This is a genomic window from Bradyrhizobium sp. MV1.5 (assembly GCF_055807615.1).
This window is the reverse complement of the sequence record NZ_JBVVPL010000022.1, coordinates 55,549-79,560: the sequence shown is the minus strand read 5'-3', so window position 1 is coordinate 79,560 and position 24,012 is coordinate 55,549. Positions and strand designations below refer to the sequence as shown.

At 64.0% G+C, this 24,012-nt stretch carries 18 protein-coding genes and 1 pseudogene; 6 read left to right on the top strand and 13 right to left on the bottom strand.

What is annotated here, in order from left to right; translation table 11 throughout:
- Nucleotides 1-88 precede the first annotated feature (88 nt).
- From AC0L2J_RS21035 to AC0L2J_RS21025, 3 genes and pseudogenes are all read right to left on the bottom strand, one after another.
- A pseudogene (locus AC0L2J_RS21035) lies at nt 89-199 on the bottom strand (ABC transporter ATP-binding protein); the annotation flags it as partial.
- Entirely contained in the window at nt 196-1,965 is a 1,770-nt protein-coding gene (locus AC0L2J_RS21030; RefSeq protein ID WP_063994650.1) for a branched-chain amino acid ABC transporter ATP-binding protein/permease, read from the bottom strand. The pseudogene AC0L2J_RS21035 and the gene AC0L2J_RS21030, both read right to left, overlap by 4 nt.
- Before the next feature lie 7 nt (nt 1,966-1,972).
- Nucleotides 1,973-3,013 carry a branched-chain amino acid ABC transporter permease gene (locus AC0L2J_RS21025; RefSeq protein ID WP_007605304.1) on the bottom strand — a complete coding sequence of 347 codons (1,041 nt, stop codon included), beginning with the start codon at nt 3,011-3,013 and terminating at the stop codon, nt 1,973-1,975.
- A 176-nt stretch (nt 3,014-3,189) separates the two neighbouring features.
- Between AC0L2J_RS21025 and AC0L2J_RS21020 the strand changes: the two genes are divergently transcribed.
- Nucleotides 3,190-3,708: a MarR family winged helix-turn-helix transcriptional regulator gene (locus AC0L2J_RS21020; RefSeq protein ID WP_473393790.1), complete on the top strand. Its 519-nt coding sequence runs from the start codon at nt 3,190-3,192 to the stop codon at nt 3,706-3,708.
- A gap of 58 nt (nt 3,709-3,766) precedes the next feature.
- Here the strand turns inward: AC0L2J_RS21020 and AC0L2J_RS21015 are convergent, their stop codons facing one another.
- The 10 genes from AC0L2J_RS21015 to AC0L2J_RS20970 all read right to left on the bottom strand — a co-directional run bounded on the left by AC0L2J_RS21015 (nt 3,767) and on the right by AC0L2J_RS20970 (nt 15,993).
- Nucleotides 3,767-5,863, bottom strand: a complete 2,097-nt coding sequence (locus tag AC0L2J_RS21015; protein WP_473393785.1) for a putative bifunctional diguanylate cyclase/phosphodiesterase — start codon at nt 5,861-5,863, stop codon at nt 3,767-3,769.
- Between the two features lie 218 nt (nt 5,864-6,081).
- Nucleotides 6,082-7,365, bottom strand: a complete 1,284-nt coding sequence (locus AC0L2J_RS21010; protein ID WP_473393782.1) for a glycerate kinase type-2 family protein — start codon at nt 7,363-7,365, stop codon at nt 6,082-6,084.
- Nucleotides 7,366-7,558: 193 nt separating this feature from the next.
- The gene (locus AC0L2J_RS21005) at nt 7,559-8,788 is read right to left on the bottom strand and encodes an ABC transporter substrate-binding protein (RefSeq protein ID WP_063994653.1); all 1,230 of its coding nucleotides are present in this window, start codon (nt 8,786-8,788) and stop codon (nt 7,559-7,561) included.
- A gap of 240 nt (nt 8,789-9,028) precedes the next feature.
- The gene (locus tag AC0L2J_RS21000) at nt 9,029-10,255 is read right to left on the bottom strand and encodes an ABC transporter substrate-binding protein (RefSeq protein WP_473393778.1); all 1,227 of its coding nucleotides are present in this window, start codon (nt 10,253-10,255) and stop codon (nt 9,029-9,031) included.
- Between the two features lie 120 nt (nt 10,256-10,375).
- Complete coding sequence (locus AC0L2J_RS20995) at nt 10,376-11,611, bottom strand: ABC transporter substrate-binding protein (RefSeq protein WP_007605315.1); 1,236 nt, start codon at nt 11,609-11,611, stop codon at nt 10,376-10,378.
- Nucleotides 11,612-11,642: 31 nt separating this feature from the next.
- Nucleotides 11,643-12,659, bottom strand: a complete 1,017-nt coding sequence (locus AC0L2J_RS20990; RefSeq protein ID WP_007605316.1) for a branched-chain amino acid ABC transporter permease — start codon at nt 12,657-12,659, stop codon at nt 11,643-11,645.
- Nucleotides 12,660-12,661: 2 nt separating this feature from the next.
- A complete protein-coding gene (locus tag AC0L2J_RS20985) occupies nt 12,662-13,540 on the bottom strand; it encodes a branched-chain amino acid ABC transporter permease (RefSeq protein WP_007599708.1) in 879 nt (292 codons plus the stop codon).
- 12 nt (nt 13,541-13,552) lie between these two features.
- Nucleotides 13,553-14,266 carry an ABC transporter ATP-binding protein gene (locus tag AC0L2J_RS20980; protein ID WP_007599709.1) on the bottom strand — a complete coding sequence of 238 codons (714 nt, stop codon included), beginning with the start codon at nt 14,264-14,266 and terminating at the stop codon, nt 13,553-13,555.
- A complete protein-coding gene (locus AC0L2J_RS20975; RefSeq protein WP_473393774.1) occupies nt 14,263-15,060 on the bottom strand; it encodes an ABC transporter ATP-binding protein in 798 nt (265 codons plus the stop codon). The genes AC0L2J_RS20980 and AC0L2J_RS20975 overlap by 4 nt, the downstream gene beginning before the upstream one ends.
- A gap of 66 nt (nt 15,061-15,126) precedes the next feature.
- Complete coding sequence (locus AC0L2J_RS20970) at nt 15,127-15,993, bottom strand: IclR family transcriptional regulator (protein ID WP_007599713.1); 867 nt, start codon at nt 15,991-15,993, stop codon at nt 15,127-15,129.
- A 128-nt stretch (nt 15,994-16,121) separates the two neighbouring features.
- On the opposite strand from AC0L2J_RS20970, the gene AC0L2J_RS20965 reads away from it, so the two are divergent.
- The 5 genes from AC0L2J_RS20965 to pimD all read left to right on the top strand — a co-directional run bounded on the left by AC0L2J_RS20965 (nt 16,122) and on the right by pimD (nt 23,867).
- Nucleotides 16,122-18,218: a 3-hydroxyacyl-CoA dehydrogenase NAD-binding domain-containing protein gene (locus AC0L2J_RS20965; RefSeq protein WP_473393770.1), complete on the top strand. Its 2,097-nt coding sequence runs from the start codon at nt 16,122-16,124 to the stop codon at nt 18,216-18,218.
- A 144-nt stretch (nt 18,219-18,362) separates the two neighbouring features.
- Entirely contained in the window at nt 18,363-20,057 is a 1,695-nt protein-coding gene (pimA, locus tag AC0L2J_RS20960) for a dicarboxylate--CoA ligase PimA (RefSeq protein ID WP_473393766.1), read from the top strand.
- On the top strand, nt 20,054-21,241 hold the full coding sequence (locus AC0L2J_RS20955) for an acetyl-CoA C-acyltransferase (RefSeq protein ID WP_473393762.1): 1,188 nt from the start codon (nt 20,054-20,056) through the stop codon (nt 21,239-21,241). The genes pimA and AC0L2J_RS20955 overlap by 4 nt, the downstream gene beginning before the upstream one ends.
- A 160-nt stretch (nt 21,242-21,401) precedes the next feature.
- On the top strand, nt 21,402-22,592 hold the full coding sequence (gene pimC / locus AC0L2J_RS20950) for a pimeloyl-CoA dehydrogenase large subunit (RefSeq protein WP_007605328.1): 1,191 nt from the start codon (nt 21,402-21,404) through the stop codon (nt 22,590-22,592).
- A gap of 132 nt (nt 22,593-22,724) precedes the next feature.
- On the top strand, nt 22,725-23,867 hold the full coding sequence (gene pimD / locus AC0L2J_RS20945) for a pimeloyl-CoA dehydrogenase small subunit (RefSeq protein ID WP_473393758.1): 1,143 nt from the start codon (nt 22,725-22,727) through the stop codon (nt 23,865-23,867).
- The last annotated feature ends 145 nt before the right edge of the window (nt 23,868-24,012 follow it).

Below are 24,012 nucleotides of genomic sequence, written 5' to 3'. Positions count from 1 at the left end.
TCGTGTGATTTGACTATAACGCCGCCCGCTCATGCTATATTCTGCCTTTTTGGTCGTTGTCCCGGGTTTTTTGGCGGCGGGGGGTGCCCCCCACGATGGTGACGATCTGGTTTTGGCCGACTTCGAGCGAGACCGAGCGCACGGCCTCGACCTTGCCATAGGCGACATGGGCGTCGGCGACGGACAACAGCGCACTCATGCCGCCACTCCGAGATAGGCCTTGATCACTTCGGGATTGGTCTTGATCGTGGCCGGCGTTCCTTCCGCGATCTTGGTGCCGAAATCGAGCACCACGATGCGGTCGGCGAGGTTCATGACGAAGCCCATGTCGTGCTCGACAAGCAGCACGCTCATGCCGCCGTCGCGCAGCTCCCGCAGCAGAGTCGCGAGCTGCTGCTTCTCCATGTGGCGCAGGCCGGCCGCCGGCTCGTCGAGCAGCAGCAGCATCGGATCGACGCACAACGCACGGGCGATCTCGACGATGCGTTGCTGTCCCAGCGACAGCGAGCCTGCGAGCTGATGCATCTGCTCGCCAAGTCCGACGCGCTCGATCTGGCGGGCGGCTTCGGCGAGCAGCTTTGCCTCATCAGTGCGGTCGAGCCGCAGCATCGACGAGATCGGCCCCGAATGGCCGCGCAGATGGGCGCCGATCGCGACGTTTTCCAACACGGTCATGTCGGGCACCAGCTTGACGTGCTGGAAGGTGCGGGAGATGCCGAGCTTGACGATCTCCTGCGGTGGCGCCCTGTCGACCTTGTTGCCGAGCACCGAGATCGAGCCCGAGCTGGCCGACAGCACGCCGGTGATCAGATTGAAGGTGGTGCTCTTGCCGGCGCCGTTGGGGCCGATCAGCGCGACGATCTCGCGAGCCTGAACGTCGAAGGAGACGTTGTTCACCGCGACCACGCCGCCAAATTGCTTCCGGGCCTTCTCGACCTGAAGCAGCACGCTGGATTGGCCGGGGGAGCGGGTGCGCTGCTCCAGTTTCAACGTAGTGTCCGGCTTCTTGCCATTGGTGCGTTGGGGCAGGAACGACATCAGCCAGGGCCAGACGCCGCCGGGCGCGAGCTGGAGCAGCGCCACCAGCATGATGCCGAACACGATGGTTTCGACCTGGCCGGAGCCGGGCAGGATCAGCGGCAGGTAACTCTGCAGCACTTCCTTCAGGACCACGACGAGCGCTGCGCCCAGGACGCCGCCCCAGACATAGCCGGCGCCGCCGACCACGGCGATGAAGAGATACTCGATGCCGGCCTGCGCACCGAACGGCGTCGGGTTCACCGCGCGCTGAAGATGGGCGTAGAGCCAGCCGGAGAGGCCGGCGAGCACGGCGGCATGGATGAACACCAGCATCTTGGCCCGCGGCGTGTGCACGCCGAACGCCTCGGCCGCGACATGGCCGCGCCGGAGCGCGCGGATGGCGCGGCCGGTGCGGGAGTCCAGCAGGTTCATCGTGAGCAGCGCCGAGAGGATCACGGCGACCCAGATCGCGTAGTAGATCGAGCCGGGGGAGAGCATTTTGAACGAGCCGATCGACAGCGGCGGGATCGCCGAGATGCCGTCGTTTCTTCCCAAAAATTCCAGCTTGCTGAAGAGATAGAACAAGCCGAGTCCCCAGGCCAGCGTGCCGAGCGGCAGATAATGGCCGGAGAGACGGACCGTGACGAGGCCGAGCAGCACCGCCAGCAATCCGCTGACCACCAGCGACAGCGGCAGTGTCAGCCAGGGCGACATGCCGTAGGTCGTCGACAGCACCGCAGTGGTGTAGGCGCCGAAGCCGACGAAGGCCGCTTGTCCAAACGAGGTCAGGCCGCCGACGCCGGTGAGCAACACGAGACCCATCGCGACGAGGGCCGCGAGGCCGATATTGTCGAGCAGCACGATCCAGAACGGGGGCATGCCCGGAACAAACGGGATCGCCGCCATGACAAGCGCGAAGATGAGGATGGGGAGCCGGCTCTGCATCTTGGCGTCAGTCCTTCTCTTCCTCGACCGCAGGCGCCGCGAGCGAGCGCAGCAGCAGCACGGGAATCAAGAGCATGAAAACGATCACCTCCTTGTAGTTGGAGGCATAGAAGGACGAGAACGCCTCGACGATGCCGACGACCAGCGCCGCGACGGCGGTGAGGGGATAGCTGACAAGCCCGCCGATGATGGCGGCGACAAAGCCCTTCAGGCCGATCAGGAAGCCCGAGTCGTAATACAGCGTCGTGATCGGCACGATCATGATGCCCGACAGTGCGCCGATGACGGACGCCAGCAGGAAGGCGATCTGCCCGGATAGCGTGGTGCGGATGCCGACGAGCCGGGCACCGAGCCGGTTCACGGCGGTCGCGCGCAGCGCCTTGCCGTAAAGGGTCAGCCCGAAGAACAGCCACAGCCCGACGATGAAGGCGATGGTAATGCCGTAGACGGTGATGCTCTGGCCTGTGAAGCGCAGCGCGCCGGTGGTGAAAGAGCCGGACAGTACGGCAGGTCCGCGCTGACCTTCGGCGCCGAAGAACAATAGGCCCAATCCCTGAAGTGCGAGGTGGACGCCCACCGAGGCGATCAGCAGCACCAGCACCGAGGTGTGCGCCAGCGGCTGGAATGCGATGCGGTAGAGAAACAGGCCGATCATCGCCACGATCACCAGCGACAGCGCGATGCAGACCGCAACCGGCGGCTTCTCGGCGGCGTAGTAGACGGTCAGCGCCAGCACGACGGCCGGTAGCACGATGTTGGTCAGGATGCTGCGTAGGATCAGGCGCCCGTGCAGCGCCTTGCGCGCCGCGAACAGGTCGAACGCGAAGGCGCCGATGCCCAGGGCGAGCGCGAGTTTCGCCGTGCCCGGCATCTGGCCCGCGGCCAGCGAGGCGTAGGTCAGCGCGCCATAGGTGACGAATTCGCCTTGGGGAATGAGGATGACGCGGGTGACGGCGAACACCAGCACCAGCGCCAGGCCGAGCAGCGCATAAATCGCGCCATTGGTGATGCCGTCCTGCAGCAGGAACAGCATGATGGTGGTATTCAAGACCGGACGCTCCCCCTCAAAGATTCAGGACCGGTCCCCTGATAGTCGTGGACGGTCCGTTCACAGCCATTGAAATACGCTGACGATATTTGATATGGTCCATAACAATTATCAAATATAACTTCAAGGGTGACGGACGACCCTCCCGAACTTAGCGGGATTACGAGCATGAGGCGATGACCGTTTCCAAAACCGCTGAAAAGTCCTCTGAAAAACCCGCCGAGACCGCCAAGGGCCGCAAGGACGCGGCCGACGGTTGCGAAGCCCTCCAGCTGGGCGAACTCTCGGAGCAGCTCGGCTATGTCCTGAAGCGGGCACAGCTCAAGGTGTTCGAGAACTTTCTGCGCTGCATGGCCTCGCTCCAGCTCACGCCGGCGCAGTTCTCCGTGCTGCTGCTGGTCGAGAAAAACCCCGGCCGTAACCAGACCGAGATCGCCTCTACCCTCGGCATCCTGCGCCCGAACTTCGTCGCCATGCTCGACAATCTCGAGAGCCGCGACCTTTGTGCGCGGATCCGCTCCACCAACGACCGCCGCTCGCACATCTTGGTGCTGACCGACAAAGGCAAGGCCGTGCTGGCCCGCGCCAAGAAGCTCGTCGCCACCAAGCACGAGGCGCGGCTGAACGAACTGCTCGGGCCGTCCAACCGCGAAGCCCTGCTCGGGATGCTCTCGAAGATCGCCAACGAGTTTTGACGGCTCATTACTCCGAAGCCCAGCATCGAACCCGGAATCGCGGGCGGGCTGGCGGCGGTTATGCCGCGGCGAACCGGTCGGGCATGGCAGGTGCTTCCGCGGACAGGAAGCGGCGCTCGATTTCCAGGGCGGGCAAGGGAGGGCTGAACAAATAGCCCTGCATTTCCGTGCAGCCCTCCGCTGCGATCCGGTCCCGTTGCTCCTCGGTCTCCACGCCCTCCGCCGTCGTGGTCATGCCCATTCCGCGCGCCAGCGCCGCCACCGCGCGCACGATGCTGAGGGATGCCGCATTGTTTTCCACGCCACTGACGAAAGACCGGTCGATCTTGATCTTGTCGAAGGGGAAGCATTGCAGATAGGTCATTGACGAATAACCGGTGCCGAAATCGTCCATGGCGACCTTGATGCCCAGCGCGCGGAGCTGGTGCAGCGTCGTCAGCGTCCCGTTCCTGTCCTGCAGCAAAACGCTTTCCGTGATCTCGATCTCCAGCCGCCGCGGATCGAGGCCGGAGGCCGCGAGCGCGCCGACGATCACCTCCGTCAGGCCCGGCTGGCGGAATTGCACCGCCGAGATGTTGACGGCGACGTGCAGATGGTCCGGCCACCGGCTTGCAGTGGCACAGGCCTGCCGGATCACCCATTCGCCGATCGGCACGATCAGGCCGATCTCTTCCGCAAGCGGGATAAAGCTGTTCGGCGCGACCAGTCCGCGCCGTGGATGTCGCCAACGGATCAAGGCTTCGAAGCCGCTGATCTCGCCGCCGTCGCTCTTCACGACCGGCTGGTAGTGCAGTTCGAACTCGCCGGCGGCAAGGCCGTTGTGCAGGTCCTGCTCCAGCGCGCGGCGGCTTTGCGCCTCTTCGCCCATGGCCGGTTCGAAGAAGCAGTGCATGCCGCGGCCGTCGCTTTTCGCGCGATACAGGGCCAGATCGGCATTGTGCAGGAGTTGCTCGGGCGTCGAGCCGTCGCCGGGCGCAATGGCGATCCCGATGCTCGCGCCCACAATAGCCTGATGTCCGTCGAGCCCGAACGGAGCACTCAGCGTGCTGACCACATCGCGCGCCAGCAGGTCAGCTTCGCTCGAATCGGAAATCGGCGACTGGAGGATCACGAATTCATCGCCACCCATGCGCGCGACGGTATCGCTGTCGCGGGCGAGCAGCTTGAGGCGGCGGCTGACATCCTGCAGCAGAATGTCGCCGGCCTGATGGCCCAGGGTGTCGTTGACGGCCTTGAACTTGTCGAGATCGATGTGGTGGATCGCGAACATCCCGCCCTGTTCGAGGGCCTGCTTGAGGCGCTGACCGAGCAGGGCGCGATTGGCGAGATCCGTCAGCGCGTCGTGGTGCGCCATATGCGCGATCTGCAATTCCGCCTTGCGCTGCTCGGTGATGTCTTCGTGGGTCGCGACCCACCCGAGATCGGGCATCGGTCGGTGCCTGATCTTGAAGGTTCGCCCGTTCCGCATCTCGACGATGCTGTCCATGGCCTCGGCCGACGTGGCGACATCGGTCCGCCATTTGGCGTATTCCTCCCGCGTCATCGCGGGCACGCTGCCGACTTCGTAGCGCAGGTCGAGGATCTCCTGGAGCGGCGTGCCCGGACGAACGCGGTCGGGCGGCAGGCCGTACATCTCGATAAAGTGCGTGTTGCAGACCACCAGCCGATGGCCGGCGTCGAAGAAGCAGAGTCCGTGCGACATGTTGTTGATCGCGATGTCGAACTGAAAATTGCGCTCCTGTAGCCGCGCACTGAGCTCTTCGCGCTCGGTAATGTCCTCGTGGGTCGCCATGCCGCCGCCGTCGGGCAGGGGATGGATGGTGTAGGCGATGATTCGTCCATCGGCGAACTGCTGGACCGTCTGCTCGCTGACGACCGAACCCTCGGTGCGGGCGCGGACATAGGCGCCGGCTTCTCCGCCGATGTTCAGGCCCAGTTTGAGCCGATGCTCGATCAGGTCCTTGATCGGCGTGCCCGGGTGCACCTGGTCGGGCGAGAGCGCGTACATCTCGCGGTAGCGCGGATTGCAGAAAATGACCCTGCGGTCGCTGCCAAACAGGATGATCCCAAGCCATAGATTATTGGCGGCGCATTTGAGCAGCTCGCCGAGCACGAGCGGATCAATGCTTGCGACCTCCTGATCACTTTCCGCCATGCGCGTTGCCCCCGGGACGACGCGATTAGAGCAGGCGGCGGTGAATCAGCCCAACAATTCGTCCAGTTTCGGGACATGTTCCTGAAACTGCGGCGAATGCGAGGTTAAAGGCGGCGATGCCGCCTCTGGAAAAGAGAACGCCGGCGAGAATCAGAGATCGTTAACCATGTCGTCCAGCCGAACGCGCGCGGCGCCGGCGGGACGGCGATGCCGCCGTGTCAGTCGACCAGGATTACCCTGATGTCGTTCACATTGGTCAGCGTGGGCCCCGGCAGCAACAGGTCGCCCGTCGCCTCGAAGAACGCCGTCGCGTCGTTGTTGTCGAGATAGACCTGCGGCTGCAGCCCCTGCGCCGTCATCTTCGCGAACGTCGCCGCGTCAACCAGCGCGCCGGCGGGGTCGGTGGGATGGCCGGCACCGCCATCGGCGCCGTCGGTGTCGCCGGCGAGCGCGGAGATGTCAGGCGTGTCCTTCAAGAGGCCGGCGAGCGCCAGCGCATATTCCTGGTTCGGGCCGCCGCGGCCATTGCCGCGCACGGTGACCGTGAGCTCGCCGCCGGAGAGGATCGCGACGCGCTTGCCCTGCGCGCGGGCCTGAAGCGCCAGCCTGGCGTGAGCGGCGGCAATTTCGCGGGCCTCGCCTTCGAGGTCGGCGCCGAGATCGATCGTCTCGTAACCGGCCTCATGCGCCAGCCTCACCGCAGCGTCGACCGATTGCTTCGGACGTGCGATCAATTCGAAGTGCGCGCGCGCGAACGCGGCGTCGCCGGGCTTGCAGCTCTCGTTGGCGGGGTCGTCCAGCGCGCGGCGCACGGCATCGTCGATGTCGAGCTTGTATTTGGCGACGATGGCGCGCGCATCATTGAGCGTGGTTGGATCGGGCACGGTCGGACCGGAGGCGATCGCGGAGGGATCGTCATGCGGCACGTCGGAGATCGCGAGCGTCACGATCTCGGCGGCATTTTTGCCCGCGCGCGCCAGCCGGCCGCCCTTGATCCGCGACAGGTGCTTGCGCACGACATTCATCTCGCCGATCGGCGCGCCGGAGCGGAGCAGAGCCTTGTTGACCGCCTGCTTCTGCGCGAAGCTGATGCCGTCCACGGGCGCGATCCAGTTCGCCGAGCCGCCGCCGGTGAGCAGCACCAAGAGCAAATCGTCGGGCCCGGCCTCGGCTGCGAGCGCGAGCGTATCGGCCGCGCCCTTCAGGCCGGCTTCGTCAGGCACGGGATGGCCGGCCTCGACCACGCGGATGCGGCGCGTCGGCACGCCGTAGCCGTGACGCGTGGTGGCGATGCCGACGAGGCGTTCCGGTACGAGCCCGAGCGTGTCGAGGTAATGCCGCTCGGCAGCGGCGGCCATCGCGGCCGCGCCCTTGCCGGCGGCGAGGCAGATCACGCGTCCCCTCGGCGCGGGCCGCAGGTGCGGCGCCAGTATGGTGCTCGGATGAGCGGCGGCAACGGCGGCGTCGTAGAGCGCGCGGAGCAGGGGGCGTCGGTCGGTCATGACGAAGGGCCTTGAGCGGACAGAAAAGACTGGCGGCAAACGCGCCGCTCACCTGCCTACCGCATCATGCGCCAAAGCGTAAGCCGGCTTCACCATCATTCGATTGTGCAATCGCGTGATCATAATCGACGCGCAAGCAAAAACCCCCTGCGATGGTTCGCAGGGGGTTTTCATCGTCGTGGATATCAGGCGGTTAGCCGCCGACGTCGGCGCTGATCACGTCGCCGAACAGATCCCACTTTTCGCCCTTGAACCGTTCGAGCCGAAGCTGGCTGATCGGTGCAAAGTCGGTTGCAGACGTGTTGATCTGGACACCCGGCAGTAGCACCTCGGTCCGGTAGTTCTTGAGGCTCGCGGCCTGCTTCATGATGTTCGCGCGGGTGAGATCGTCGCCGCACTGCTTTAGCACCTGGACGAGCGTCTGCGCGACGCCGTAGCCGACGATGGTGCCATGGTCGAGCTTGTCGCCGTCCGGGAAGTACTTCGTCATGAAGGCGAGGAAGTCCTTCATGCCGGGATCATTGTTCCACTCCGGATCGGACACGTCCTTTAGATAGTCCGCAGAGATGATGTCCTGCGCATTCTCGAAACCGGCAGGCTTGAGCACACTGCCGACCGAGGCCGAGACGTTGTTGAGGAAGTGCAGCGGCTTCCAGCCGATCTCGGCATTCTTCTTGATCGCCTGCGCCGCGAATTTTGGCGTCGTGATGTTCATGAAGACGTCGGCGCCGGTCGACTTCAGCTTGACGATGTGGTTGTCGATGGTCGGCTCGGAGGTCTCGTAGCTCTCCTCCATGACGATCATCGACGCGGCCTTGGCGCCGAGGCCGTCCTTCAGGCCCTTGAGATAATCCTTGCCGTAATCGTCGTTCTGGAACAGCACGGCGATCTTGGCATCCGGCTTGTTCTTGAGCAGCCATTTCGCATAGATCTGCGTCTCGCTCTGGTAGTTGGGCTGCCAGCCCATGGTCCAGGGGAAATCCTTCGGGTCGTTCCACTTGGTGGCGCCGGTGGCGACGAAGAGCTGCGGCACCTTCTTCGAGTTCATGTATTTGTGGATCGCCGAGTTCGGCGGCGTGCCGAGCGAGTTGAAGATGAACAGCACCTCGTCGCTCTCGACCAGCTTGCGCGCCTGCTCCACCGTCTTCGGCGGCGAGTAGGCGTCATCGTACGAGATGAAGTTGATCTTGCGGCCGTTGATGCCGCCTTCGTCGTTGATCTTCTTGAAATAGGCCGCTTCCGTCCGTCCGATGATGCCGTAGGCGGAGGCCGGTCCGCTGTAGGGCATGATGTTGCCGATCTTGATCTCGGTATCGGTCGCGCCGGTATCGTATTTCTTCTGGGCCGATGCAGTGGAGGCCGAGGCCGCAATGAGCGCGAGCGCGAGTGACGCGGCCGCAAGTTTGCCGGTGACAGCGGGCATTCCTATCTCCCTATTTTCTTGGTGTGTGCGCGTCCCTTTTCTTGTGTTGCCTGTTCTTGGTGACGCAACCGCAATTCAATACGATTTACCTGGTGCCTTCAATAGAAAGCCCCCACAGCGGGGGGGCAGGGGCTGCTTCTTTAGTAGTCAGGGATGGGCGCGCGCTCGTGTGCGACTGCGAGAAGGTGCATCCGTCTGAGTTGATGAACAGATCAGGGAGCGAGTTTGAGTTGCGCGGCTTCAGTGGCCAAGCTCGCTCGAGATGACGTCCCCGAACAGCTCCCATTTCCGGCCCTTGAACCGCATCATCTGGAGCTGCTCGATCGGGGCGAAATTATCGGCTGCGGTGTTGATCTTGATGCCGGGCAACAGGGTGTCGGGCTCGAAATCCTTCAGGCTGGCGGCCTGCTTCATGACGTTGTCGCGGGTGAGATCGTCGCCGCACATTTGCAGCACCTTCACCATGGTCTGCGCGGCGGCATAGCCGAACACCACGCCGGCATCGAGCTTGTTGGCCTTGGGATCGTACTGCGCGACGAAATTGTAGAATTTCTTCATGCCGTCGTCGGCGTTCCATTGCGGGTCGGAGCCGTCCTTGGTGTAGCTCGCCGACAGGATCCCTTGCGAGATCTCGAGCCCCGCCGGCTCGAGCACACCGCCGACCGAGGCCGAAACGTTGGAGATGATGTGGACCGGATGCCAGCCGATCTCGGCCGCCTTCTTGATCGCCTGCGCTGCAAATTTCGGCGTTGTGATGCTGACGAAGGTGTCGGCGCCGGAAGCCTTCAATTTCACGACATGCTCGTCAATCGCGGGCTCCGAAGTGTCGTAGCTGTCCTCCAGCACGATCATCGAGGCCTTGGGGCCGAGGCCTTCCTTCAGCCCTTTCAGATAGTCCTTGCCGAAATCGTCGTTCTGGTAGAGCACGCCGATCTTGCCGTCCGGCTTCTCCTTCATGATGTACTTGGCGTAGATGCGGGCCTCGCTGGCGTAGCTCGGCTGCCAGCCCATGGTCCAGGGATATTGCTTTGGATCGTTCCACTTCGAAGCGCCGCTCGCCACGAACAATTGCGGCACCTTCTTCTCGTTCATGTATTTGCGAATGGCGCCGTTGGTGGAGGTGCCGAGCGAGCCGAAGATCAGCAGCACCCCGTCGCTCTCGACCAGCTTGCGGGCCTGCTCCACCGTCTTCGGCGGCGAATAGCCGTCGTCGTAGGAGATGAACTTGATCTTGCGGCCGCCGATGCCGCCCTCGGCGTTGATCTTGTTGAAATAGGCTTCCTCGGCCTTGCCGATCGCCGCATAGGCGGAGGCCGGGCCGCTATAGGGCATGATGTTGCCGATCTTGATCTCGGTATCGGAAGCGCCGCTATCATATTTCTTCTGCGCCAGGGCTGGGTCGCTCATCGCAGTGCACAACGCGAATGCAGCCAGAACGCCCGCAACCTGAAATCGAACGGCAGTCATCTTTCTCCACCCGGAACGGATCGCCGCCGCATTGAACAAGATTGATGCGGGACGTCAACAAAAAGCCCCCGCGATCGTTCGCGGGGGCCTCTCGATGTGTCGGACTATGGCGTCAGGGCGTCACTCGGTGGCGATGTCGCCGCTGATGATCTCGCCGAAGAGTTCCCACTTCTCGCCCTTGAAGCGCTGCATCTGAAGCTGCGCGATCGGGGCGAAGTCGGTGGGCCCGGTGTTGATCTTGACGCCGGGCAGCAGGGTGTCCGGTGCAAAGTCCTTCAACGAGGCCGCCTGCTTCATGATGTTGGCCCGGGTCAGATCGTCGCCGCACGTCTCCAGGACTTTGGCCAGCGTCGACGCGGCGCCGTAGCCATAGACCATGCTGGTGTCGGACTTGTCGGCACCCGGCATGTACTTGTCGACGAACTCGTTCCACTTCTTCATGCCGGGGTCGTTGGCCCACTGCGGGTCCGTGGAGTCCTTGGCATAGGCCGCCGACAACACGCCCTGCGCAGCCTCGAAGCCGGCCGGCTTCATCACGCTACCGACCGAGATCGACACGTTGGTGAGGATCTGCAGTGGCTTCCAGCTCAGCTCGGCGGTCTTCTTGATGGTCTGGGCCGCGAACTTCGGCGTCGCGTAGATCAGCAGGACGTCGGGATTGGCCGCCTTGATCTTGACGATGTGACCGTCGATCGAGGGCTCGGACACCTCGTAGCTTTCTTCCATGATTATCATGGACGCGCCTTTGGCGCCCAGGCCGTCCTTGGTGCCCTTGAGGTAGTCTTTGCCGAAATCGTCGTTCTGATAGAGGATCGCGATCTTGGCGTCCGGCTTCTCCTTCAACAGCCATTTCGCGTAGATCTGCGCTTCGCTCTGGTAGGAGGGCTGCCAGCCCATGGTCCAGGGGAAGTTCTTCGGGTCGTTCCACTTGGTGGCGCCGGTGGCGACGAACAGCTGCGGGATCTTCTTGGCGTTCAAATACTTCTGGATCGCGCTGTTCGAGGGCGTGCCGAGCGGGTTGAACACGACGATCACTTCGTCGCTCTCGACCAGCTTGCGGACCTGCTCCACGGCCTTCGGCGGCGAATAGCCGTCGTCATAGGTGACGAAGTTGATCTTGCGGCCGTTGATGCCGCCCTTGTCGTTGATCATCTTGAAGTAGGCTTCTTCGGTCTTGCCGATGATGCCATAGGCCGACGCCGGACCGCTGTACGGCATGATGTTGCCGATCTTGATCTCGGTGTCGGAGGCGCCGGTGTCATATTTCTTCTGGGCGAATGCGGCGCCCGAGGTGAGAGTGATGACCGCCGTTGCCGTTACCAGCGCAGCGGTTCGCAGTGTTCTTTCAAAAAGCAATTCGGGTCTCCTTGGCTGAATCAAAGGGTTGTCAGTTGTTTCTGAGCCGGCCGACGAGTTGCTGGCCCATGATCGCGATCTGCCTCGCGCCGTGCGGCACGAGGTAGATGACGGCGAACAGGAGTACGCCGAACACGGCGCCGGAGAGGCCCTTGGAGATGCCCTCCGCCATGTTCGGCACGAAGATGATGAAGGCTGCGCCGACGAACGAGCCGGGCAGCCAGCCGACGCCACCGACGACCATGCCGAGGAACAGCGAGATCGCGAGCGTGATCGTGTAGCTGTCGGGCGCGACGAACTGCACGGCGATGGCGCCAAGCGAGCCGGCAACGCCGGTGATGCCGGCGGACACGCCGAAGGCCAGCGTCTTGTACAGTGCGACGTTGACGCCCATCGAGGAGGCCGCGATCTCGTTGTCGCGGATCGCCATGAAGGCGCGGCCCGACCGGGAGCGCAGCAGGTTCACCGAGAAGATGTAGATCGCGAGCACGACGGCAAGCGAGAAGTAGTAGAGCCACGTGTCCTGTGACATCGGCAACCCGAACGGCGCGTCGGGTTTGGTGACGACGAGGCCCTGCACGCCGCCCGTCCAGTGCTCGAGGAAGTTCAGCTTCAGCAGCTGCGGCATCGCGGTGGCAAGCGCAAAGGTCGCGAGCGCGAGATAGACGCCCGACAGCCGCAGCGCCGGCTTGCCGAACAGGTAGCCGAATCCGAAGCAGACCGCGGCGGAAATCGGAATTGTCAGCGCATAGTTGACGTTGAAGTATTCCATCAGCACCGCCGAGGTATAAGCGCCCACGGCGTAGAAGGCGCTCTGGCCGAGCGAGAACTGGCCGGAGCCGCCCGTCAGGATGTTCAAGGCCAGCACCGCGAGCCCGTAGATCAGGAGCATCGTCATCTGGAAGATGATGAAGTTCTTGACGAACATCGGCACGACCAACAGCACCGCCAGCACTAACAGGGAGGTGCCCGTGCCCAGCGTCATTGCCCGCTTCGGAACCGCCTCGACTGCCGTGGCTTCCGTGACGACGTCTTCTGCAGCGCTCATGATCAAACTCGCTTGACGATTTGCCGGCCGAACAGGCCAGCGGGTTTGACGACCAGGACGGAAATGATCAGCGCGAGCGCGATCGGAAGCTTCAGCTCGTTGCCGACGCCGGGAATGTAGGTGCCGGCGAGGTTCTCGAAGACACCGACCAGGAAGCCGCCGACCACGGCGCCGAACGGGCTGGTCAGTCCGCCGAGCACCGCCGCGGCAAAGCCGTAGATCAGCACGCCGCCCATCATGTTGGGCTCGAGGAACACGACCGGTGCGATCAGCATGCCGGCGATCGCACCGATCGCGGACGCCATGCCCCAGCCGAGCGCAATCATCCAGCTGGTGTTGATGCCGACCAGCCGCGCCGATTCAGGCACGGAGGCGGCCGCGCGCATGGCGAGGCCGATCTTGGTGTACTGGAAGAAGAAGTAGAGGCCGAGCAGCAGCAGCACGGTGACGCCGATCATGCCGGCCTGGTGGGTCGAGATCAGCTGGCTGCCGAGGAAGGGCGAGGAGCCGAACGGGGTCGGATACTGCTTGATGGTGAAGTCCCAGATCAGGCCGGCCGAGGAGTTGATGATCGCGAACAGCGCGATGAAACCGGCGACGTTGGTCAGCACCGGCGCCTTGGCGAGCGGCTTGAACAGGATGCGCTCGATCGCGATGCCGCCGACAAAGGACAATGCCAGCGTGATCACGAAGGCGGCCCAATAGGGGATGCCCCATTGCATCAGCTGCCAGGAGATGAAGGTCGAGAACATCGCCATCTCGCCCTGCGCGAAGTTGAGGTGGTCGATCGCCTGGTAGATCATGACCACGGCGAGCGCCATGCAGGCGTAGATCGCGCCCGTGGCGATGCCGGCCAGCACTTGGTTGGTGAACAGCTCCATCGTGCCGGCTCCTCAGTAACCCAGGTAGGATTTGCGGATTTCTTCGTTGTTCGCGATGTCCTTGGCGTTGCCCGACATCACGATGCGCCCGGTCTCGATCACATAGGCCTGGTCGGCGAGCTCGAGCGCGAGCTGGGCGTTCTGCTCGACCACCAGGATCGACACCTTGTCCTCGCGATTGATCTTGCCGAGGATGCCGAACAGGTCGCGCACCACCAGCGGCGCCAGGCCGAACGAAGGCTCGTCCAGCAGCATCAGCCGCGGCCGCAGCATCAGGGCGCGGGCGACCGCGAGCATCTGCTGCTCGCCGCCCGAGAGCGTGCCGGCCTGCTGGGTATGCCGCTGCTTGAGCACCGGGAAATGCGCATACATGCGCTCGATGTCGGAGACGATGCCGGCGCTGTCCTTGCGGGTGATCGCGCCGAGCTGGAGGTTTTCCTCAACCGTCATGGTGGTGAAGGTGCCGCGGCCCTGCGGCACATGGGCGATGCCGAACCGCACGATGCTCTCCGTGGAGCGGTTGTTCAGCGGCTTGCCGTCGAACTCGATGCCGCCGGTCGAGCGCACCATGTTGCAGATCGCGCGCAGCGTGGTGGTCTTGCCGGCCCCGTTGGCCCCGAGCAGCGTGGTCAGCGATCCCTCGCTGAGCGAGAAGGACAGGCCGTGGAGCGCTTGGACCTGGCCGTAGTAGGCGCGCAGGTCCTTGACGTTGAGCAGCGTCGTCATTGGTCCTTGCTCCCGAGATAGGCTTTGATGACTTCGGGATCCGCCTGCACCTGGGCGGGCGTGCCTTCCGCGAGCTTCTTGCCGAAATTCAGTGCGACGACGTGGTCGGCGATCGACATCACGAGGCCCATGTGATGCTCGACCAGCAGCACGGTCATGTGGCGGTCGTCGCGGATGCGACGAATGAGATCGCCGAGCGCGTAGACTTCCTCGTGGTTGAGGCCGCCGGCGGGCTCGTCGAGCAGTAAGATCTTCGGATCGGCAGCGAGCGCGCGCGCCAGCTCGACGCGCTTCTGCGTGCCGAAGGGCAGGCCCGACACGATGGTGTGGGCGACGTCCTCGAGGTCGAGATAGGCGAGGATCTCATGCACCTTCTTGTTGACGTCGTTTTCGCTGCGGCGAACCCAGGCCAGCCGCAGCGAGTCGCTGATGATGTCGCTGGAGGTGCGGGCATGGGTGCCGACGCGGACATTGTCCATCACCGACAAATTCGGAAACAGCGCCACGTTCTGGAAGGTGCGGCCGATGCCGATCTCCGCGATCCGGTGCGGCGGGCGCGTCAGGATGCTCGCGCCCTCCATCAGGATGTCGCCGGACGACGGCTGGTAGAGCCGCGAGAGGCAGTTGAAGAGCGTGGTCTTGCCGGCGCCGTTAGGGCCGATCAAGCCGAGGATCTGGCCCTTGTGCATGTCAAAGGACACGCCGTTGAGCGCGACGATGCCGCCGAACACGACGCTGACGTCGCGAACCGCGAGCAGGGGCGATGTCCCCTGCGCGAGCTGTGCCTGCGTCATCTCGTCTCGCCCACTGTGTTCAGTGAGCGAAGGGGCGATGTGAACCGCTCCCGATGACGACAAAGGCTATCTGATCCCCTCGGCCACACGCGCAACTTTCCCTCCTGATTTCAGCTTTTTGCTGACGTCTTTTTTGGAATGCGGCATCAGACCTCCAAGTGCCGCTTCGATGTTCCTTACCATCGCAAGCAGACGCGGTCCAATGTCGTTGATCAAACGCTCTTCCGTGAAGCGGAATGCCGGCGCGCCGCAATTGAATGCGTAGGGACCGGTTCCGTCGTTGAGCCTGAGCGCGACGCCGGCAGCACCGATATCGTCGTGCCAGTCGCCGACCGAAATCGCAAATCCGTATTTCGCGACCGTCTCGCCGGAGCGTTCCAAACCGTCGCGCATCTTCGGCCAGCGGCTGCCGTAATGTTCGCGCAAGACACGAGACAGTTCCGCCCGATCGTTCTCCTCGAGCGCCCAGAAATAGGCACGGCCCATCGCGCTGGTTGCAATCGGCACGCGGGAGCCGACGTCAAGTTGAACGCCGACCGTCTCGCTGCCGCGGCTTTGCCCGAAATAGATCATGCTGTGACGGTCGCGGCCGCCGACGGCAACGGCTCCGCCGGTCGCACGCATCATTTCCTCGCGGAACGGTTCGGACAAATGCCGAACGCCGAGATTGGACAACGCGGCGTAGCCGAGCGCCATCGCGGCCGGCGCAAGCTGATATTTCTCGAAGCGGGGAACCGGCGTCAGATAGCCGAGCTTGGTCAAGGTATAGGTCAGCCGCGAAACGGTCGGTTTGGGCAAATTGGTACGGGCCGCGATTTCCTGATTGCCAAGAAGTCCGTCGCTGGGCTGGAATGCACGCAATACGTCGAGTCCGCGGGAAAGCGCGACGACGAAATTCCGGTCGGTCGCTGTCTTCTTTCCTGTACGCTTCATCCCTGATCTGCTTCTTGCGCGGAGTCGTTGACAAGCCACGTGCTTCAAAATAACCCTGCCGTCAAGATGCGGAATTAAATTCCGCAATGCGAAATTGAACAAAAGTTACCCCACCAAGGAGGGACACCGTGAGCGAAGTGGTCAAGCTTGAGCGTCATGACGAAGTCGGGATCGTCACGGTCGACAGCCCTCCGGTCAACGCGCTGAGCGCCGCGGTTCGTGGCGGAATTCTGGAGTGCATCAAGGCCGCGGTCGCCGATCCCGCCATCAAGGGCATCGTGCTGACCTGTGCCGGCCGCACCTTCATTGCGGGCGCCGACATCACCGAATTCGGCAAGCCGCCGAAGCCGCCCGCCCTCAACGACGTGCTTTCCGAGATCGAGAATTCACCAAAGCCGGTCGTGGCCGCGATCCACGGCACCGCGCTCGGTGGCGGCCTCGAGGTCGCGCTCGCCTGTCATTTCCGCGTCGCGGTGAAGGAAGCCAAGCTCGGCCTGCCCGAGGTGAAGCTCGGCCTGCTGCCGGGCGCCGGCGGCACCCAGCGCCTCCCGCGCGCAGTCGGACCGGAGCTCGCGGTCAAGATGATCGTCGGCGGTGATCCGATCGGTGCGGCGGAAGCGCTGAAGAACGGTCTGATCGAGGAGATCGTCGAGGGCCCGGCTGCCGGAGGCGAAGCCTTCGTACGAAAGCTGCTGGCTGAAAAGCGTCCGCTGCGCCGCCTGCGTGACGACGACTCCAAGATCGCGGCGGCCAGGGCTGACCGCTCGATCTTCACCAATGCAGTCGCCGCCATGACCAAGAAGTCGCGCGGCCTGGAAGCGCCGTTCGCGGCGGCCGACGCCGTCGGCTACGCCATCGACCTGCCGTTCGACGAGGGCCTCAAGAAGGAGCGCGAGGGCTTCCTCAAGCTCGTCGCCAGCGATCAGTCCAAGGCGCAGCGTTATGCCTTCTTCGCCGAGCGCGAGGCCAGCAAGATCGCCGGCGTTCCTGACGGGACCAAGCCGCGGCCCGTGAACCGCGTCGCCATCCTCGGCGCCGGCACGATGGGCGGCGGCATCGCGATGTCCTTTGCCAATGCCGGCGTTCCCGTCACCCTGATCGAGACCGGCGAGGAGCAGCTCAAGCGCGGCATGGGCATCATGCAGAAGAACTGGGAAGCGACCGCGGCGCGCGGCGGCATCCCGGCGGACGCGCCCGCCAAGCGCATGGCGCTGATCAACGGCGTCGTGGGCATCGAGAACGTCGGCGATGCCGACCTCGTCATCGAAGCCGTGTTCGAGACCATGGCAGTGAAGAAGGAAGTGTTCGGCAAGCTCGACCAATACGTCAAGCCCGGCGCCGTGCTCGCTTCCAACACGTCGTACCTGAACATCGACGAGATCGCGAAGTCGACCAAGCGTCCGCAGGACGTGCTCGGCATGCACTTCTTCTCGCCCGCCAACGTCATGAAATTGTGCGAGATCGTGCGCGCCGACAAGACCGCGCCGGATGCGCTGGTGACTGCTGTCAACATCGCACGCAAAATCGCAAAGGTGCCGGCCGTGGTCGGTGTTTGCGACGGCTTTGTCGGCAACCGCATGCTGGCCCAGCGCGGCAAGCAGTCCGAAAAGCTGCTGTTCGAAGGTGCGCTGCCGCAGCAGGTCGACGCCGTCGTGACGAAATTCGGCATGCCGATGGGGCCGTTCGCGATGGGTGACCTCGCCGGGCTCGACATCGGCTGGCGCTCGCGCAAGGACCGCGGCATCAAGTCGGAGATTGCCGACGCGCTCTGCGAAGCCGGCCGCTTCGGCCAGAAGACCGGCAAGGGCTACTACAAATACGAGGCCGGCTCCCGTTCGGCGCTGCCCGATCCCGAAGTCGAGAAGCTGATCGACGAGACCCTGCTTCGTTTGGGCCGCAAGAAGCGCGTCGTCAGCGACGACGAGATCCTCGAACGCATGATGTATCCGATGATCAACGAGGGCGCGAAGATCCTGGAAGAAGGTATCGCCGCGCGCCCGTCCGATATCGACGTGGTCTGGCTCTATGGCTATGGCTGGCCGATCTACCGCGGCGGCCCGATGTTCTGGGCCGACACCGTCGGCCTCAAGCACATCGCCGATCGTCTCTCCTTCTATGCCAAGGAGACCAATGATCCCAGCCTCGAGCCCGCGCCGCTGCTGAAGAAGCTCGCGGCCGAAGGCAAGACCTTCGCGTCACTGGCCGCGACATCGAAGGCGGCGTGATGGGGGTTACCTCCCCGCTCGTCATTCCGGGATGGCCCAAAGGGCCAGACCCGGAATCCATTTGGCCGCTGAGCGCGCTGCTCGATGGATTCCGGGCTCGCGACTTCGTCGCGCCCCGGAATGACGATTGATTGTGATGATGAAATGACCCATCCCGGCGAACAGTTTTATCCCGAGGGCGTGCGCTGGGACGACACCATCGTCCAGGGTTCGCTGCCTGACCTGCTGGCAAAAGCTGCCGCCGAGTACGGACCGCGCACCGCACTGGAATTCCGGGATCGTCCGATCAGCTACACCGAACTCGCCGCGATGGCGGAGCGTGCGGCTGCCGCGTTCCTGCGCGCCGGCTACGGCAAGAATACGTCCATCGCCCTGTTCCTCGGCAATACGCCGGACCATCCCGTCAATTTCTTCGGCGCGCTGAAGGCCGGCGCCCGCGTCGCGCATCTCTCACCGCTCGACGGCGAAATCGCGCTGACGCACAAGATCTCCGATTCCGGTTCGCGCCTGCTCGTCACCTCCAACCTCGCGGCGCTGCTGCCGACCGCGCTGAAATTCCTGGAGAAGGGCCTGATCGATCGCCTGGTCGTCTGCGAGGACGACAATTGGGGCAAGGTCGGCACCCCGCAGGCACCGATCCCCGATGATGCCCGCATCGTCACCTTCAAGGCCTTCGTCGAGGGCGCCACCGCGCCAGCGCAGTGGCCGTCGGTGACGGCGGACGATGTCGCGCTGCTGCAATATACCGGCGGCACCACGGGCTTGCCCAAGGGCGCGATGCTGACCCACGGCAACCTCACCTCGGCCGTGTCGATCTACGACGTCTGGGGCAAGCCGTCGCGCGCGACGCGCGGCGACGTCGTCGAGCGCGTGATCTGCGTGCTGCCACTGTTCCACATCTATGCGCTCACTGTCGTGCTGCTGTCCTCGCTCAGTCGCGGTTATCTGATCTCGCTGCATCAGCGTTTTGACGTCGAAGCGGTGATGCGCGACATCGAAATCAAGCGCGCGACCTATTTCCCGGGCGTGCCGACCATGTGGATCGCGATCGCGGCCCTTCCCGATCTCGACAAGCGCGACTTCTCCTCACTGGCCACCATCGGCTCCGGCGGCGCGCCGCTGCCGGTGGAGGTCGCAAATTTCTTCGAACGCAAGGTCGGCAAGAAGCTCAAGAGCGGCTGGGGCATGACCGAGACCTGCTCGCCCGGCACCGGCCATCCGCCCACCGGCCCCGACAAGCCCGGCTCGATCGGCCTGATGCTGCCCGGCATCGAACTCGACGTCGTCGCGCTGGACGATCCGACACGCGTATTGCCGCCGGGCGAAGTCGGCGAGATCCGCATCAAGGGCCCGAACGTCACCAGGGGCTACTGGAACAGGCCCGAGGGATCCGCGGAGGCCTTCGTCGACGGCCGCTTCGTCACCGGCGACATCGGATATGTCGACACCGACGGCTATTTCTTCCTGGTCGACCGCAAGAAGGACATGATTATCTCCGGCGGCTTCAACGTCTATCCGCAAATGATTGAGCAGGCGATCTACACCCTACCAGGCGTGCACGAGGTGATCGTGCTCGGCATTCCCGACTCGTATCGCGGCGAGGCCGCCAAAGCCTTCATCAAGCTGAAGCCGGATGCAAAGCCGTTCTCGCTCGACGAGCTGCGCGCGCAGCTCGCCGGCAAGCTCGGCAAGCACGAATTGCCGGCGGAGGTCGAATTCGTCGACGATCTGCCGCGCACGCCGGTCGGAAAGCTGTCGCGCCATGAGTTGCGCCAGCAGCAGAAACCATCACAATCCGCCCAACTTGCCACCCGACTTGCATCAGGAGATCGCTCTTGACCGACGCCGTCATCGTTTCCACCGCCCGCACCCCGATCGGCAAGGCCTATCGCGGCGCGCTCAACGCCACCGAGGGCGCAACCCTGCTCGGCCACGCCATCGGCGAAGCCGTCGCGCGCGCCAAGATCGACCCCAGGGAGGTCGAGGACGTCGTGATGGGCGCAGCGCTGCAACAGGGCGCGACCGGCGGCAACATCGCGCGCAAGGCGCTGCTCCGTGCCGGTCTCCCCGTCACCGTCGCCGGCACCACCATCGACCGGCAATGCGCCTCGGGCCTGCAGGCGATCGCGCTCGCCGCGCGTTCGGTGATTTTCGACGGCGTCGAGATCGCGGTCGGCGGTGGCGGCGAGTCCATCTCGCTCGTGCAGAACGACAAGATGAACGGCTTCCATGCGCAGGACCCGGCGCTGCTCGAGATCAAGGGCGAGGTCTACATGCCCATGATCGACACCGCCGAAATCGTGGCCAAGCGCTACGGCATCTCGCGCGAGAAACAGGACGAATATTCGCTGGAGAGCCAGCGCCGCACGGCTGCGGCCCAGCAGGGCGGCAAGTTCAGGGACGAACTGGCGCCGATCACCACAAAGATGGCGGTGACCGACAAGGCGACCGGTGCGGTCTCGTTCAAGGACGTCACGCTGTCGCAGGACGAGGGCCCGCGCCCCGAGACCACCGCTGAAGGTCTCGCCGGCCTCAAGGCCGTGCGCGGCGACGGTTTTTCGGTCACCGCCGGCAATGCCAGCCAGCTTTCGGACGGGGCTAGCGCCTCCGTGATCATGAGCGACAAGGAAGCGGCAAAGCGCGGGCTGAACCCGCTCGGCATCTTCCGCGGCTTCGTCTCCGCCGGCTGCGAGCCGGACGAGATGGGCATCGGCCCGGTGTTCGCCGTGCCGCGCCTGCTCAAGCGTCATGGCCTGACCGTCGACGACATCGGCCTGTGGGAGCTGAACGAAGCCTTCGCGGTGCAGGTGCTGTATTGCCGCGACAAGCTGGGCATCGACCCCGACAAGATCAACGTCGACGGCGGCGCGATTGCGGTGGGCCATCCCTACGGCATGTCGGGCGCGCGCCTCACCGGCCACGCTCTGATCGAAGGCCGCCGCCGCAAGGCGAAGTACGCGGTCGTCACCATGTGCGTCGGCGGCGGCATGGGCGCGGCGGGGCTTTTTGAGGTGTTGCAGTAATTGCGTCGTCCCGGCCTAGTGCGCAATTGCGCACGGGAGCCGGGACCCATACTCCGCAGCAGGAGTTTGGCGCACAAACGATAATGGCCTTCGCAAGACAACGAAGGCCGGTGGTTATGGGTCCCGGCCTTCGCCGGGACGACAAGGGTAGGAGGATCCGATGGATCTCGCATTCACGAAAGAAGAGCAGGCGTTTCGCGAGGAAGTGCGGTCATTCTTCCGCGACAACGTGCCGCCGGATACGCGGCGCAAGCTGGTCGAGGGCCGCCACCTCTCGAAGGACGAGATGGTGACGTGGTGGCGCATCCTCAACAAGAAGGGCTGGGGCGTCAGCCACTGGCCGAAGCAATATGGCGGCACCGGCTGGACCTCCGTGCAGCACTACATCTTCAACGAGGAGCTGCAGTCCTATCCGGCGCCGCAGCCGCTCGCCTTCGGCGTCAGCATGGTCGGTCCTGTCATCTACACCTTCGGCAATGAAGAGCAGAAGAAGCAGTATCTGCCCCGCATCGCCAATGTCGACGATTGGTGGTGCCAGGGTTTTTCCGAGCCCGGCTCCGGCTCCGACCTCGCCTCGCTCAAGACCAAGGCCGAGCGCAAGGGCGACAAGTGGATCATCAACGGCCAGAAGACCTGGACGACGCTCGCCCAGCACGCCGACATGATCTTCTGCCTGTGCCGCACCGATGCGACCGCCAAGAAGCAGATGGGCATCTCCTTCATCGTGTTCTCGATGAAGTCGAAGGGCGTCACCGTGCGCCCGATCCAGACCATCGACGGCGGCGTCGAGGTCAACGAAGTCTTCTTCGACGACGTCGAAGTGCCCTACGAGAACCTGATCGGCGAGGAGAACAAGGGCTGGGACTACGCGAAATTCCTGCTCGGTAATGAGCGCACCGGCATCGCCCGGGTCGGCGTCTCCAAGGAGCGGCTGCGCCGCATCCGCGATCTGGCCGGTAAGGTCGAATCCGGCGGCAAGCCGATCATCCAGGACGCGGCCTTCCGTGACAAGCTTGCGGCCTGCGAGATCGAGCTCAAGGCGCTCGAGCTGACGCAGCTCCGCGTCGTCGCCGACGAAGGCAAGCATGGCAAGGGCAAGCCCAATCCGGCTTCCTCCGTGCTGAAGATCAAGGGCTCCGAGATCCAGCAGACCACCACCGAGCTGCTGATGGAGGTGATCGGTCCGTTCGCAGCACCTTATGACGTGCACGGCGATGACGGCTCGAACGAAGCCATGGACTGGACCGCCCAGATCGCGCCGAGCTATTTCAACAACCGCAAGGTCTCGATCTACGGCGGCTCCAACGAGATCCAGCGCAACATCATCGCCAAGGCGGTGCTGGGGCTTTGATCGTACACTATCAACACGCACTCACCGTCATGGCCGGGCTTGACCCGGCCATCCACGCCTAGCGCCACGAAAGAACGTGGATGTCCGGCACAAGGCCGGGCATGACGACATCGATACCGGAGAGCAAAGAACATGGATTTTGATCTGAACGAGGAGCAACGGCTTCTCAAGGAAAGCATCGACGGCCTCTTGACCGATTCCTATGATTTCGAGAGCCGCAAGAAGTACATGAAGGAGAAGGGCGGCTGGAGCAAAGCGGTCTGGGGCAAGCTCGCAGAGCAGGGACTGCTCGGTCTGCCCTTCGCGGAGGCCGATGGCGGCTTCGGCGGCGGCGGCGTCGAGACCATGATCGTGATGGAGGCGCTCGGCAAGGCACTGGTGCTCGAGCCTTATCTCGCAACCGTCGTGATCGGCGGCGGCTTCCTGCGCCATGCGGGCAGCGATGCGCAGAAGGCCGCGCATGTGCCCGGCATCGTCGACGGCAGCAAGACGCTCGCCTTTGCCCAGCTCGAGAAGAACTCGCGCTACGATCTCTTCGACGTCACCACGACGGCGAAGAAGAAGGGTGAGGGTTGGGTCATCGACGGCGAGAAGTTCGTCGTGCTCAACGGCGAGAACGCAGACACCCTCATCGTGACCGCGCGCACCAAGGGCGAGCGCCGCGACAAGACCGGCATCGGCGTGTTCCTGGTGCCGGCCGATGCCAAGGGCGTCGCCAAGAAGTCGTATCCGACCCAGGACGGCCTGCACGCCGCCGACATCACCTTCACCGGCGTCGAAATCGGTGCCGATGCCGTGCTCGGCAATCCCGACGACTCGCTCGGGCTGATCGAGCGTGTGGTCGACGAAGCCCGCATCGCGCTTTGCGCCGAAGCGGTCGGCCTGATGGACGAGTCTCTGAAGACAACAGTCGAGTACATCAAGACGCGCAAGCAGTTCGGCGTGCCGATCGGCTCGTTCCAGTCGCTGCAGCACCGCGCCTCCGACATGTTCGTCGCCGCCGAGCAGGCACGATCGATGTCGATGTTCGCGACCATGGCTGCTGATTTCGAGGACGCCAAGGAGCGCAGCAACGCCGTTGCCGCGGCTAAGGTGCAGATCGGCAAGTCGCTGAAGTTCGTGGGACAGCAGGCGATCCAGCTCCACGGCGGCATCGGCATGACCATGGAGGCGAAGATCGGCCACTATTTCAAGCGCCTGACCATGATCGAGAACTCGTTCGGCGACACCGACTACCACCAGCGCCGCGTGGCGGACGGTGGCGGGTTGATCTAGCCGCGGCAGCTGTCGTCCCCCGCGAAAGCGGGGGATCCAGTACGCCGCGGCTTCTCGGTTCTAGCCGCGCCGTCTCTGGAATACGGGATCGCCCGGTCAAGCCGGGCGATGACGTCTGAATGAGTGGCCTCAACGGAGCAACAAG

Excerpts from the sequence above, each read along its gene's own strand:
- AC0L2J_RS21030 (WP_063994650.1), bottom strand. The coding sequence starts at position 1,965 with ATGCAGAGCCGGCTCCCCATCCTCATCTTCGCGCTTGTCATGGCGGCG.
- AC0L2J_RS21020 (WP_473393790.1), top strand. The coding sequence starts at position 3,190 with ATGACCGTTTCCAAAACCGCTGAAAAGTCCTCTGAAAAACCCGCCGAG.
- AC0L2J_RS21015 (WP_473393785.1), bottom strand. The coding sequence starts at position 5,863 with ATGGCGGAAAGTGATCAGGAGGTCGCAAGCATTGATCCGCTCGTGCTC.
- AC0L2J_RS21010 (WP_473393782.1), bottom strand. The coding sequence starts at position 7,365 with ATGACCGACCGACGCCCCCTGCTCCGCGCGCTCTACGACGCCGCCGTT.
- AC0L2J_RS21005 (WP_063994653.1), bottom strand. The coding sequence starts at position 8,788 with ATGCCCGCTGTCACCGGCAAACTTGCGGCCGCGTCACTCGCGCTCGCG.
- AC0L2J_RS21000 (WP_473393778.1), bottom strand. The coding sequence starts at position 10,255 with ATGACTGCCGTTCGATTTCAGGTTGCGGGCGTTCTGGCTGCATTCGCG.
- AC0L2J_RS20990 (WP_007605316.1), bottom strand. The coding sequence starts at position 12,659 with ATGAGCGCTGCAGAAGACGTCGTCACGGAAGCCACGGCAGTCGAGGCG.
- AC0L2J_RS20985 (WP_007599708.1), bottom strand. The coding sequence starts at position 13,540 with ATGGAGCTGTTCACCAACCAAGTGCTGGCCGGCATCGCCACGGGCGCG.
- AC0L2J_RS20980 (WP_007599709.1), bottom strand. The coding sequence starts at position 14,266 with ATGACGACGCTGCTCAACGTCAAGGACCTGCGCGCCTACTACGGCCAG.
- AC0L2J_RS20975 (WP_473393774.1), bottom strand. The coding sequence starts at position 15,060 with ATGACGCAGGCACAGCTCGCGCAGGGGACATCGCCCCTGCTCGCGGTT.
- AC0L2J_RS20970 (WP_007599713.1), bottom strand. The coding sequence starts at position 15,993 with ATGAAGCGTACAGGAAAGAAGACAGCGACCGACCGGAATTTCGTCGTC.
- pimA (WP_473393766.1), top strand. The coding sequence starts at position 18,363 with ATGACCCATCCCGGCGAACAGTTTTATCCCGAGGGCGTGCGCTGGGAC.
- pimC (WP_007605328.1), top strand. The coding sequence starts at position 21,402 with ATGGATCTCGCATTCACGAAAGAAGAGCAGGCGTTTCGCGAGGAAGTG.
- pimD (WP_473393758.1), top strand. The coding sequence starts at position 22,725 with ATGGATTTTGATCTGAACGAGGAGCAACGGCTTCTCAAGGAAAGCATC.